Origin of the sequence: Marisediminicola sp. UYEF4 (assembly GCF_040546025.1) — a bacterium.
Taxonomy (GTDB): Bacteria; Actinomycetota; Actinomycetes; order Actinomycetales; family Microbacteriaceae; genus Marisediminicola.
Genome location: NZ_JBEPNA010000003.1, coordinates 249,793 through 261,807 on the forward strand (window position 1 = coordinate 249,793; position 12,015 = coordinate 261,807).

12 protein-coding genes are annotated in these 12,015 nt (G+C 69.1%); 10 read left to right on the top strand and 2 right to left on the bottom strand.

All coding sequences use genetic code 11. The features are described from left to right. Nucleotides 1-251: 251 nt before the first annotated feature. From argC to ABIB15_RS05665, 9 genes are read left to right on the top strand one after another with little or no spacing between them, the layout of a single operon-like run. Nucleotides 252-1,298, top strand: coding sequence for an N-acetyl-gamma-glutamyl-phosphate reductase (gene argC / locus ABIB15_RS05625; protein ID WP_354475963.1), 1,047 nt, complete (start codon nt 252-254; stop codon nt 1,296-1,298). Further along, nucleotides 1,295-2,440 (top strand): bifunctional glutamate N-acetyltransferase/amino-acid acetyltransferase ArgJ, encoded by a 1,146-nt coding sequence (gene argJ, locus ABIB15_RS05630; RefSeq protein ID WP_354475965.1) that lies wholly within the window; start codon nt 1,295-1,297, stop codon nt 2,438-2,440. The genes argC and argJ overlap by 4 nt, the downstream gene beginning before the upstream one ends. Further along, on the top strand, nt 2,440-3,372 hold the full coding sequence (argB, locus tag ABIB15_RS05635) for an acetylglutamate kinase (RefSeq protein WP_354475967.1): 933 nt from the start codon (nt 2,440-2,442) through the stop codon (nt 3,370-3,372). The genes argJ and argB overlap by 1 nt, the downstream gene beginning before the upstream one ends. Continuing rightward, nucleotides 3,369-4,589 carry an acetylornithine transaminase gene (locus tag ABIB15_RS05640; RefSeq protein WP_354475969.1) on the top strand — a complete coding sequence of 407 codons (1,221 nt, stop codon included), beginning with the start codon at nt 3,369-3,371 and terminating at the stop codon, nt 4,587-4,589. The genes argB and ABIB15_RS05640 overlap by 4 nt, the downstream gene beginning before the upstream one ends. Then, complete coding sequence (argF, locus tag ABIB15_RS05645) at nt 4,586-5,509, top strand: ornithine carbamoyltransferase (RefSeq protein ID WP_354475971.1); 924 nt, start codon at nt 4,586-4,588, stop codon at nt 5,507-5,509. Before ABIB15_RS05640 ends, argF begins: the two co-directional genes overlap by 4 nt. Before the next feature lie 35 nt (nt 5,510-5,544). Further along, nucleotides 5,545-6,744 (top strand): argininosuccinate synthase, encoded by a 1,200-nt coding sequence (locus ABIB15_RS05650; protein WP_354475972.1) that lies wholly within the window; start codon nt 5,545-5,547, stop codon nt 6,742-6,744. A gap of 5 nt (nt 6,745-6,749) precedes the next feature. Further along, nucleotides 6,750-8,204 (top strand): argininosuccinate lyase, encoded by a 1,455-nt coding sequence (gene argH, locus ABIB15_RS05655; RefSeq protein ID WP_354475974.1) that lies wholly within the window; start codon nt 6,750-6,752, stop codon nt 8,202-8,204. Then, nucleotides 8,201-8,347 carry a hypothetical protein gene (locus tag ABIB15_RS05660; RefSeq protein WP_354475975.1) on the top strand — a complete coding sequence of 49 codons (147 nt, stop codon included), beginning with the start codon at nt 8,201-8,203 and terminating at the stop codon, nt 8,345-8,347. Before argH ends, ABIB15_RS05660 begins: the two co-directional genes overlap by 4 nt. Nucleotides 8,348-8,353: 6 nt before the next feature. Next, a complete protein-coding gene (locus ABIB15_RS05665) occupies nt 8,354-8,989 on the top strand; it encodes a DNA-3-methyladenine glycosylase (RefSeq protein ID WP_354475977.1) in 636 nt (211 codons plus the stop codon). Between the two features lie 9 nt (nt 8,990-8,998). Here the strand turns inward: ABIB15_RS05665 and ABIB15_RS05670 are convergent, their stop codons facing one another. Further along, the gene (locus tag ABIB15_RS05670) at nt 8,999-9,577 is read right to left on the bottom strand and encodes a hypothetical protein (protein ID WP_354475979.1); all 579 of its coding nucleotides are present in this window, start codon (nt 9,575-9,577) and stop codon (nt 8,999-9,001) included. Between the two features lie 5 nt (nt 9,578-9,582). Next, nucleotides 9,583-10,221, bottom strand: a complete 639-nt coding sequence (locus ABIB15_RS05675) for a DNA-binding protein (protein ID WP_354475981.1) — start codon at nt 10,219-10,221, stop codon at nt 9,583-9,585. Nucleotides 10,222-10,350: 129 nt separating this feature from the next. On the opposite strand from ABIB15_RS05675, the gene tyrS reads away from it, so the two are divergent. Then, complete coding sequence (gene tyrS / locus ABIB15_RS05680) at nt 10,351-11,670, top strand: tyrosine--tRNA ligase (protein ID WP_354475983.1); 1,320 nt, start codon at nt 10,351-10,353, stop codon at nt 11,668-11,670. Nucleotides 11,671-12,015: the final 345 nt, after the last annotated feature.

Here is a 12,015-nt window from a genome sequence, read left to right on the forward strand (position 1 = left end):
CTGCCGGGCCGGCAGGGGATCGCTCACCCTGCGGGAGCCCCGCGATTGGGCGAGCGGATGCCCGACGCGCTACGCTCGGGGGGTGGGCAACTTTCTCGGAGCACAGGTGGACGGCGTTCAGCCGCGCCTTTCCGTGCGACGTCGTGAAACCTGCGAGCGACTCGGGGCGTCATTTCCTGGTTGAGCTGAGGAGGCTCATCGTGGAGTGTCGCCGGACCAGTCCCTCGTCCCTCTCTCAATAAGGTAGACCCATGTCATTGTCAGTCGCCGTCGCAGGTGCAAGCGGCTACGCCGGCGGTGAGCTGCTGAGAATTCTCGCGGCCCACCCCGAGTTCGACGTCACGACCGTCACCGCGTTCCAGAACGCCGGCGAACGGCTCGTCGACGTGCAGCCGCATCTGCGCTCGCTCGAGCACCTCACCCTCGTCGAAACGACCCCCGAGACCCTCGCGGGCCACGACATCGTCTTCCTCGCCCTGCCACACGGCAAGTCGGGCGAGATCACGGCCGCTCTCGACCCCGGCACCCTCGTCATCGACTGCGGCGCCGACCACCGCCTCGAGAGCGAGGCCGACTGGGCTGGGTTCTACGGCGGCGAGTACTTCGGCGCCTGGACCTACGGGCTGCCCGAACTTCCGCTCGGCGGCGGCGGCCACCAGCGCGACCGCCTCGTCGGCGCGCGCCGCATCGCCGTGCCCGGATGCAACGTGACCGCGATCACCCTGGGCCTGGCTCCCGGCATCCGCGCGGGCGTCATCTCCTCCGACGACCTCGTCGCCGTCCTCGCCGTCGGCACCTCGGGCGCAGGCAAGAGCCTCAAGACCGAGCTGCTCTTCAGCGAGCAGACCGGCTCGGCCTCGGCATATGCCGTTGGCGGCACCCACCGGCACACACCCGAGATCCGCCAGAACCTCACCGCGGCTGGCGGTGTCGGCGTGACCGTCTCGTTCACCCCGATGCTCGTGCCCATGTCGCGCGGAATCCTCGCGACCTCCACCGCGAAGGTCGCCCCCGGCATCCGCGCGGCCGACGTGCGCTCCGCGTGGGCGACCGCGTACGCGGACGAGCCCTTCGTGCACCTGCTGCCGGAGGGGCAGTTCCCGCGCACCGGAGACACCACGGGAGCGAACACCGCGCTCGTCGGGCTCGCCGTCGATGAGGCCGCCGGCCGCGTGATCACCGTCACCGCGATCGACAATCTCGTCAAGGGCACCGCCGGTGCCGCGATCCAATCGGCCAACATCGCCCTCGGGCTTCCCGAGTCGCTCGGCCTCAACCTGAACGGAGTCGCCCCGTGAGCGTCACCCACGCCAAGGGCTTCGCCGCCGTCGGCCTCGAAATCGGACTGAAGAACAGCGGCGGCAAAGACCTCGCCCTCGTGCACAACCTCGGCCCGCGCAACGCCGCGGCCGCCGTGTTCACCAGCAACCGCGCCAAGGCCAACCCGATCATCTGGTCGCAGCAGGTCATCGCCGACGGCATCGCCACCGCGATCGTGCTCAACTCGGGCGGCGCCAACTGCTACACCGGCTCCCGCGGGTTCCAGGTGACCCACGCCACCGCCGAGGCCGTCGCCGCGAAGCTCGACCTCTCAACCACCGACGTGCTCGTCTGCTCGACCGGGCTCATCGGCGAGCAGCTCCCACTCGAGCCGCTCCTGGCCGGCATCGAGACCGCACAGCTCACCGCCGACGGGGGAGCGGACGCCGCGCTCGCAATCATGACGACCGACAGCCGCCCCAAGACGAGCGTCGTCGACGGCGCCGGCTGGTCTATCGGCGGGATGGCGAAGGGGGCCGGGATGCTCGCGCCCGGGCTCGCGACGATGCTCGTGGTGCTCACGACGGATGCCGACGTGCCCGCATCCGACCTCGACGCAGCGCTGCGCGCAGCCACCCGGGTGAGCTTCGACCGCCTCGACTCGGACGGCTGCATGTCGACCAACGACCAGGTGACGCTGCTCGCGAGCGGCGCCTCCGGAATCGTGCCGGGCGTCGCGGAGTTCCGCGCCGCTGTGACCGCGATCTGCCTCGACCTCGCGCTGCAGCTGCAGGCCGACGCCGAGGGATCGAGCCACGACATCTCGATCGAGACGGTGAACGCCGCGAACGAGGACGACGCCGTCATGGTCGGCCGCTCGGTCGCCCGCAACAACCTCTTCAAGGCCGCCGTGTTCGGCAACGACCCGAACTGGGGCCGGGTTCTCGCCGCCGTCGGCACCACGAGCGCGACCTTCGATCCGTACGACATCGACGTGTCGATCAACGGCGTCATGGTCTGCCGGTCGGGCGAGCCGGGGGAGTCCCGCGACCTCGTCGACCTGGCCCCGAGGGCGGTGCACGTGCTGATCGACCTCAAGTCGGGCACCGACACGGCCACCGTGTGGACCAACGACCTCACCCACGATTACGTGCACGAGAACAGCGCGTACTCCAGCTGATGGCCACCAACGACGAAATCGAGCAGGACCTCGCCGCCGAGAAGGCCGCGATCCTCATCGAGTCCCTCTCCTGGCTCAAGCAGTACTCCGGCAAGATCGTGGTCGTGAAATTCGGCGGCAACGCGATGATCAACGAGGACCTCAAGCGCGCGTTCGCCGAAGACATGGTCTACCTGCGCTACGCGGGCCTGCACCCCGTCGTCGTGCACGGCGGCGGCCCACAGATCTCCGCGGCGCTCGAGGAGAGCGGAATCGAGAGCGAGTTCCGCGGAGGCTACCGGGTCACGAGCACCGAGGCCATCAGCGTCGTGCGCCGTGTGCTCGCCGACGAGGTCAACCGCGAGATCGTCGAGCTGATGAACGCGCACGCCGACGCCGGGCATCCGGTTCTCGCCGCGGGCGTGTTCGGCGACGGCAAGTCGCTGTTCTCGGGGGAGCGCAAGGGCGTCGTGGTCGACGGCGAGAGGTTCGACCTCGGCCACGTCGGCGATATCACCCACGTCGACCCGTCGAGCGCGCTCAACGTCATCGCGCGCGGGCTCATCCCCGTCGTGTCGTCGATCGCGTCGGAGAATTCCGACCCCAGCCAGGCGCTCAACGTGAACGCCGATGCTGCCGCCGGCGCGCTCGCGATCGCCCTGCAGGCCACCAAGCTCGTGGTCCTGACCGACGTGCCCGGCCTCTACAGCGACTGGCCCAACCGCGATTCCCTCGTGGACCTCATCACGGTCGACGAGCTCACCGCGCTTCTCCCGAGCCTCGAGTCGGGCATGATCCCCAAGATGACAGCCTGCCTGGATGCCGTGGTCGGCGGCGTCGGCGGCGCGACGATCATCGACGGGCGCATCCCCCACGCGATTCTGCTCGAAGTCTTCACCCAGCGTGGCGCCGGCACCGAAGTCATCCCCAACTCCAAAAGGAAGTCGCAGTGAGCACCCTTCCCAGCACAACCGACACGACCTGGAAGACCCGGTTCGGGGCCTCGATGATGGGATCGCTCGCGACCCCGCAACTGCTGCTCGACCGTGGCGAGGGCTGCCACGTCTGGGACGTCGACGGCAAACGCTATCTCGACTTCCTCGCCGGCATCGCCGTCAACACCCTCGGCCACGCGCATCCGGCCCTCGTCGCCGCCGTCAGCACGCAGGTCGCGACCCTCGCCCACGTGTCGAACTTCTTCGCCACGCCCCAGCAGCTCGAGCTCGCCGAGCGTCTCTGCCAGATCAGCGGGGCGGGCGACCGCGGCCGCGTATTCTTCGGCAACTCCGGCGCCGAGGCGATCGAGGCAGCGATCAAGCTCGCGCGGCTCAACAAGGGAGACGGCACACGGCGCCGCATCCTCGCGCTGCATAATTCGTTCCACGGGCGCACCATGGGGTCGCTCTCGCTCACCGGCAAGCCGGCGCTGCGCGAGGCCTTCGAGCCGCTGCTCGGCGGTGTGGAGCACATCGACACCACCATCGAGGCGCTCGAGCACGCCATCGACGACACGGTCGCGGCGATCGTGATCGAGCCCATCAAGGGCGAGGCCGGCGTCATCGACCTGCCGGAGGGCTTCCTCCAGCGTGCACGCGAGCTCACCACACAGCACGGGGCCCTGCTGATCCTCGACGAGATCCAGACCGGCATCGGCCGCACCGGCAGCTGGTTCAGCTTCCAGCAGGACGGCATCGTGCCCGACGCCATCGTGCTCGCAAAGGGTGTCGCGGGCGGCGTGCCGATCGGCGCGCTCGTCACCTTCGGCGATGCCTCCGACCTCTTTATCGCCGGCCAGCACGGCAGCACCTTCGGCGGCAACCCGCTCGCGACCGCGGCAGGCAACGCCGTGCTCACCGAGATCGAGAACGCGGGGCTGATCGAGAACGCCGCGCGCCGCGGCAACGAACTGCGCGAGATCATCACCGCGGTCGGCTCCCCGCTCGTCACCGAGATCCGCGGTCGCGGGCTGCTCCTCGGGGTCGGCCTCGCCGAACCCGTCGCCGCCCAGGTCGCCGCGAAGGCGCTGGAGCTCGGCCTCATCATCAACGCGCCCAACGATTCGAGCATCCGCCTCGCGCCGCCGCTCATCATCGGCGACGCCGAGCTCGCCGAGTTCCGTGAGCTGTTCACCCAGGCCCTCGCGGCCGCGACCCCGAAGGCACGGCCATGACCCGGCACTTCCTGCGCGACGACGACCTCACCCAGGCCGAGCAGTCCGAGATCCTCGACCTCGCGATCGAGCTCAAGAAGGACCGCTTCCAGGTGAAGCCCCTCGCCGGCCCGCAGACCGTCGCGGTGATCTTCGACAAGTCCTCCACCCGCACGCGGGTGTCGTTCGCCGTCGGCATCGCCGACCTCGGCGGGGTGCCGCTCATCATCAGCACCGCGAACAGCCAGCTCGGTGGCAAGGAGACCGCGACCGACACGGCGCGCGTGCTCGAACGGCAGGTCGCCGCGATCGTCTGGCGCACCTTCGCCCAGTCGGGCCTCGAGGAGATGGCGGCCGGCACCACCGTTCCCGTCGTCAACGGTCTCTCCGACGACTTCCACCCGTGCCAGCTGCTCGCCGACCTGCTCACCATCCGCGAGCACCGGGGCGCCCTCGCGGGCAGCACCGTCACGTTCCTCGGTGACGGCGCGAGCAACATGGCCCAGTCGTACCTGCTCGCGGGTGCGGTGGCCGGGATGCACGTGCGCGTGGCGTCCCCGGCGGCCTTCGCGCCCACGGCATCCGTCGTCGACGACGCCCGCCGGGTCGCGGGCGTCAATGGCGGCTCGATCGAGCTGTTCACCGATCCCGTCGCGGCCGTGTCCGGCGCCGACGTCGTCGTGACAGACACCTGGGTGTCGATGGGCAAGGAGGACGAGAAGTCGAAGCGGCTTCACGACCTCGGCGCCTACCGCGTCGACGCCGAACTCATGGGCACGGCGTCGCCCGGCGCGCTCTTCCTGCACTGCCTCCCCGCCGACCGCGGCTTCGAGGTCACGGCCGACGTGATCGACGGCCCGCAGAGCGTGGTCTGGGACGAGGCCGAAAACCGGCTGCACGCCCAGAAGGCCCTGCTCGTCTGGCTGCTGGCCCGCGCCTAAGCTTTTCAACCACAACACTCAAGGAGAAACACCACATGGCGGAACGCGTTGTCCTGGCTTACTCGGGCGGACTCGACACATCGGTCGGTATCGGCTGGCTCAAGGATGCGACGGGCAAAGAGGTCGTCGCCCTCGCCATCGACGTCGGGCAGGGCGGCGAGAACATGGATGACATCCGTCAGCGCGCCCTCGACTGCGGCGCCGTCGAGTCTCTCGTCGTCGACGCCAAGGAGGAGTTCGCGAACGACTACCTGATGCCCGCGCTCAAGGCCAACGCGATGTACCAGAAGACGTACCCGCTGGTCTCTGCCCTCAGCCGCCCGCTCATCTCGAAGCACCTCGCCCGGGTCGCGAAGGAGCTCGGAGCCAACAGCGTCGCGCACGGCTGCACCGGCAAGGGCAACGACCAGGTTCGGTTCGAGGCCGCGATCGCCGCCCTCGCTCCCGATCTCACGAGCATCGCGCCCGTTCGCGACCTCGCCCTCACCCGCGACAAGGCGATCCTCTACGCGGAGAAGCACAACCTGCCGATTCGCCAGAGCGCGAAGAACCCGTACTCGATCGACAAGAACGTCTGGGGCCGTGCGGTCGAGACCGGGTTCCTCGAGGACCCGTGGAACGCCCCGATCGAGGACCTCTACGAGTACACCCAGGACCCGACCGTGCCGCGCGACGCCGACGAGGTCACCATCACCTTCGTCGCCGGCGTCCCGACGGCGATCGACGGCGTGAGCTACACCCCGCTCGGAATCGTCGAGCAGCTCAACACCCTCGCCGGCAAGCATGGCGTCGGCCGCATCGACGTGGTCGAGGACCGCCTCATCGGCATCAAGAGCCGCGAGGTGTACGAGGCCCCTGCCGCCGTCGCCCTGATCGCCGCGCACGAGGCGCTCGAGTCGCTCACGCTGGAGCGCGACCTCGCCCGCTACAAGCGCGGCGTCGAGGCCGAATGGTCCAACCTCGTCTACGACGGACTGTGGTTCTCCGGCCTCAAGCGCTCGCTCGACGTGTTCATCGACGACACCCAGAAGTATGTGAGCGGCGACATCCGCCTCAAGCTGCAGGGCGGCCGCGCGACGGTCACCGGGCAGAAGAGCGCGCAGAGCCTCTACGACTTCGACCTCGCCACCTACGACACCGGCGACACGTTCGACCAGTCGCTGTCGAAGGGCTTCATCGAGATCTGGTCGCTGCCGAGCCGCATCTCGGCCCGCCGCGACCTGGCGGGCAGCTAAGCACCGTGGCGATCGAGGGCGAGGGGTCATCCACCAACGAGGGAGCGCTCTGGGGCGGCCGGTTCAGCACCGGTCCGTCCCCGGAGCTCGCCCGGCTGAGCCGCTCGACGCACTTCGACTGGCAGCTCGCGGGGTATGACCTCGACGGTTCGAGGGCGCACGCCAAGGCCCTCGCCGCCGCCGGGTATCTGACCGGGGACGAGCTGAACCGGATGCTCCACGCCCTCGACCAGCTCGGTGCGGCCGTCGCCGATGGCACGGTCACGCCGCTCGACAGCGACGAAGACGTGCACGGCGCCCTCGAGCGCGCCCTCATCGACATCGCCGGCCCCGAGCTCGGCGGCAAGCTGCGCGCGGGCCGCAGCCGCAACGACCAGATCGCCACGCTCATCCGGCTGTACCTGCTTCACCACGCGCACGCGATCTCGCACCACGTCGTGCGGCTCATCGACGCGATCGCCGCGCAGGCCGATCAGCACCTCGGCGCCCCGATGCCCGGGCGCACCCACCTGCAGCACGCCCAGCCGGTGCTGCTCTCGCACCACCTCCTCGCCCACGCGTGGCCGCTGGTGCGCGACCTTGAACGGCTGCGGGACTGGTCCCAGCGGGCATCCGTCTCGCCCTACGGCTCCGGCGCCCTCGCGGGCAGCTCTCTCGGGCTCGACCCGCAGCTCGTCGCCGACGAGCTCGGGCTGTCGAGGCCGGCCGAGAACTCGATCGACGCGACCGCGAGCCGCGACGTGGTGGCCGAGTTCGCGTTCGTGACGTCGCTCATCGGCATCAACCTGTCGCGGTTCTCCGAGGAGATCATCCTCTGGAACACCCGCGAGTTCGACTTCGTCACGCTGCACGACGGCTACTCGACCGGGTCGTCGATCATGCCTCAGAAGAAGAATCCCGACATCGCCGAGCTCGCGCGTGGCAAATCCGGTCGGCTGATCGGCAACCTCACGGGGCTCCTCGCAACGCTCAAGGGTCTTCCCCTCGCCTATAACCGCGACCTGCAGGAGGACAAGGAGCCGGTCTTCGACTCTGTGCAGACCCTCGAGGTGCTGCTGCCGGCGTTTACCGGCATGGTGTCGTCGCTGAAATTCAACACGCCGCGGATGGCCGAGCTCGCACCCCAGGGCTTCAGTCTCGCCACCGATGTGGCCGAATGGCTCGTGCGTGAGGGTGTGCCGTTCCGTGATGCCCACGAGATCAGCGGCGCGCTCGTGAGCCACTGCGAGAAGCTCGGGATCGCGCTGCACGAGCCCACCGACGAGGAGCTCACCGCGATCTCGCCCGCTCTCACACCCGCCGTGCGCGAGGTGCTCTCTGTTCGCGGCTCGATCGCGAGTCGCACCGGCGTCGGCGGCACCGCCCCCGACCGGGTGGCCGAGCAGCTCGCCGAGCTGACCGCCCGGGTTCGCGCGATCGCCGTGGTTCTCAACCCGGAAACGGTGAAGGAGAACCGGTGACGCTCGAGCGGGACCGGCCGCGCCCCAAGCGCGAGCCGCTCAAACCGTGGGTGATCCCGACGGTCGTCGCCGGCGTGCTTCTGGCCCTCGGCTTCGTTTTCGCCCTGCTCGCCCTCAGCGGCAACGGCCTCGGGCTCTTCTAGGGCGCCATGTCAGGCCGCACAGGATCCGGCGGGCATCCCTTCGACCGCAACCTACTCGCGGAATCGGCGGTGCGCGTCGCGCCGCTGCTGCTGGGCGCGGTGGTGCGGCACGGCGACGTCGCCGTGCGACTCACCGAGGTCGAGGCGTACCTCGGCGGGGACGACCCCGGATCGCACGCATTCCGCGGCCAGACCAAACGCAACAGCGTGATGTTCGGGGAGCCCGGTCACCTCTACACCTACTTCACCTACGGCATGCACACCTGCGCGAATGTGGTCTGCGGCGTTCCCGGGGCCGCGTCGGGGGTGCTGCTGCGCGCGGGCGAGGTGATCGACGGCATCCCGCTGGCCCGATCGAGGCGCCTGACCTCGAAGACGCACCACGACCTGGCCCGCGGACCGGCACGGCTCGCGGTCGCACTCGGCATCACTCTCGCTCACGGCGGAACGGACCTCGCCGCGGGCCCGGTCACGCTCGAAGTGGGCGACCCGGTGGCCGACTACCTGTCGGGACCGCGAACCGGGGTGTCCGGCGCGGGCGGCGGCATCGACTACCCGTGGCGGTTCTGGATTCCGGGCGAGCGGAGCGTGTCGCCCTACAAGGCGCACTCGCCGGGCCGCCGCACGCGCCCTGTCGCCTGACGCGCGTCCTCAGCTGACGGCGGCCGCCGTCATGACGATCGCGGCGGTGCACAGACCGGCCCAGGTGAGGCTCGCGAGCGACCCGATGATGAACCGCTCCCGCGCGAGCTCGTTCTCGAGCTCCGAATAGCGGCCGAGGCCCTTCACCGCAACGATCACCGCGACCGCGCCCGGCTGGCCCGCGACGACCGAGCCGATGAGCGCGAACCGCTCGAGGTAGCCGATCGTCGTTCCGCCGCGCAGGATCTCCCGTTGCGCGGGCGCGGGGGAGCGGACGTCGCGCACGAGGATTCCGCCATGGCTGCCGAGCGGCACGCTCCCGCGGGTCGCGACTCCCAGCAGCACCGAGACGATCGGGCTGCCGCCGACCACACCGAGCACGGTCAGGCCGAGCCCGGCGACGAGCGCGAGGGCCGGATGCGGCGCCGTGGCGACGGGACCGAGCATCCCCGCAATGACGATCGCGGCAACGGGCACCGTCGCCGGCACGATCAGCCAGTGTCGGCCGGGCCGCACCGCGAAGAAGGCGATGGCGACCGCGGCCCAGACGAGCACAACGGCGACAATCCAGACGACGAGGAGAACCATGCCACTCACGATTGCACCTCACGGCCGTGGTTGTCGACTTCGCGCGCGCTCGCCGTGTCTGCTCTCGCGATCAGCCGGGCAAGCGGGTCGAGCACCGACTCCTCCGCCCGGAGCTCCGCCGCGCGGGCGCGCTTGCTCGCGGCCTGCGGGCTGATGCCGAGCCGCGCCGCGGCATCCGACTGGGTCAAGCCCGCCTGGAGCAGGTCGTGCAATTCCCAGCCCTCGTCGCTGCGCCGGTCGCGAATCACCAGCAGCAGGTCGAGGATCGCCTCGGCGTCGCTGCCGGGCGCCTGGTCGGGAACCGACTCGAGAGCGAACCGCGTGGGGCGCTTCTTCGACCGATCGACCGCGGTACGCGCGGCGACGAAGGCGTCGCCCGTCGACTCACGCACGCTCGCCGGGAGCGGCTCGCGCACCCCGCCCATGCCGCATCCGACACTCCACCGCCTCGACCGGGTGAGTCGCAGGATGATCGCGAGCGCATCGTGACCGGATGCCGCGAGCATCTGGATCTCGTCACCCGCAGTGCGGTCCGCCGGCAGGAGCAGGCCGAGCGACGGGTCGGAGTTGAGCTGCTCGAGGGTGCCGGCCGCGGCATCCGGTGTCGAACGGCTGTCGATCTGGTCGGCGGTGATCACGATCATTGCTACTCCTCAAGCCTCACGGGCTGTTTGCCGTTCAGACAAGTTTAGTAGCTTGATGTCAGTATGATCAAGTCTGAGATGTTGACTCGAGCCCGAAAGGAGACGACGGTCTCCGCTAACCTGTTGTTCGTGTCGCACCCTGAAACCCCGTCGCCCCAGCCCGCCCTGTCGTCGCAACGCAATGACGACTCCTTCGACGACGTCTGGGAGGAGCTCACTTGGCGGGGACTCGTACACGTGTCGACGGATGCCGCCACCCTCAAGTCGCTCCTCGCCGGACCGCCCATCACTTTCTACTGCGGGTTCGACCCCACCGCGCCGAGCCTGCACCTCGGCAACCTCGTGCAGCTGCTCACCATGCGGCGCCTCCAGCTCGCCGGCCACCGCCCGCTCGGACTCGTCGGCGGATCGACCGGGCTCATCGGCGACCCGCGACCGACCGCCGAGCGCGTGCTCAACACCCGCGACACGGTCGCCGAGTGGGTGGGCTACCTGCAGGCCCAGGTGTCGCGGTTCCTGGGCGGGGAGGGCGACAACGCCCTGCGCATGGTCAACAACCTCGACTGGACGGCCGGCCTCAGCGCCATCGACTTCCTCCGCGACATCGGCAAATACTTTCGGATCGGCACGATGATCAAGAAGGATGCCGTGAGTGCGCGACTCAACTCCGCCGAGGGGATCAGCTACACCGAGTTCAGCTATCAGGTGCTGCAGGGACTGGACTACCTGCAGCTGTACCGCGACCACGGCTGTGTGCTGCAGACCGGGGGGTCGGACCAGTGGGGCAACCTCACGAGCGGCACCGACCTCATCCACAAGGCGGAGGGGGTGAGTGTGCACGCGATCGGCACGCCGCTCATCACGAACTCCGACGGCACGAAGTTCGGCAAGAGCGAGGGCAACGCAATCTGGCTCGAGCCGAGTATGACGAGCCCGTATGCCTTCTACCAGTTCTGGCTCAACACCGACGATGCCGATGTCATCTTCCGGCTGCGGGTATTCACCTTCCTCGACCGCGCCGAGATCGAACGGCTCGCCGAGGCGGTGGCGACCGAACCGTTCAAGCGGGAGGCGCAGCGGGCCCTCGCTTGGGAGGTCACGACACTCGTGCACGGTGCCGAGGCGACCGAGTCGGTCATCGCGGCGGCCGCGGCGCTGTTCGGCCAGGGTGATCTGGCGGTGTTGGATGCCGGAACGCTCGAGTCCGCCCTGCGCGAGCTTCCCAACACGACCAGCCCCGAGTCGACTCCGGTTGCACAGCTGCTGCTCGACACCGGGCTCACGACGAGTGCGGGGGAGGGCCGGCGCGCGATCGCCCAGGGTGGCGTTTACGTGAACAACACGCGCGTCGAAAGCGAAACGGCGACCCTCGAGGGGGCCGTGCTGCCGGGGGGATTCGCGGTGCTCCGGCGGGGCAAGAAGACCCTCGCCGGCGTGTTCGTCGAGTGACCCTCAGCGCCGACACGCCCGGCCGGATAGCCAGCTTGCGCGTCACGTAACCTCCACGTAATGTTTCCACTTGTCACCCCAAAGGTTCGCAAAGCCGCAGTGCTGAACGGCCTCAAGAGGGACTAGATCCGGTTCACTTCTTCGCCCTGATTTCAGGCGTGACGAGGAAACATAGGATGAAATCCACCCGGCGGGTCTGCTTGACAGACTCGCTCCAGGTGGTAAGGTTGTGAAGTTGCCCTGAGGCTGCCCCTGTGAGGGTGTGGTGCAGGAGCGTCCGATCCTTGAGAACTCAACAGCGTGCACAATGTCAAATGCCAAAAACCTCGTGTGTGGATCCCGTTT

Coding starts and splice junctions, on each gene's coding strand:
- argC (WP_354475963.1), top strand. CDS start 252: ATGTCATTGTCAGTCGCCGTCGCAGGTGCAAGCGGCTACGCCGGCGGT.
- argB (WP_354475967.1), top strand. CDS start 2,440: ATGGCCACCAACGACGAAATCGAGCAGGACCTCGCCGCCGAGAAGGCC.
- argF (WP_354475971.1), top strand. CDS start 4,586: ATGACCCGGCACTTCCTGCGCGACGACGACCTCACCCAGGCCGAGCAG.
- ABIB15_RS05650 (WP_354475972.1), top strand. CDS start 5,545: ATGGCGGAACGCGTTGTCCTGGCTTACTCGGGCGGACTCGACACATCG.
- ABIB15_RS05665 (WP_354475977.1), top strand. CDS start 8,354: ATGTCAGGCCGCACAGGATCCGGCGGGCATCCCTTCGACCGCAACCTA.
- ABIB15_RS05670 (WP_354475979.1), bottom strand. CDS start 9,577: ATGGTTCTCCTCGTCGTCTGGATTGTCGCCGTTGTGCTCGTCTGGGCC.
- ABIB15_RS05675 (WP_354475981.1), bottom strand. CDS start 10,221: ATGATCGTGATCACCGCCGACCAGATCGACAGCCGTTCGACACCGGAT.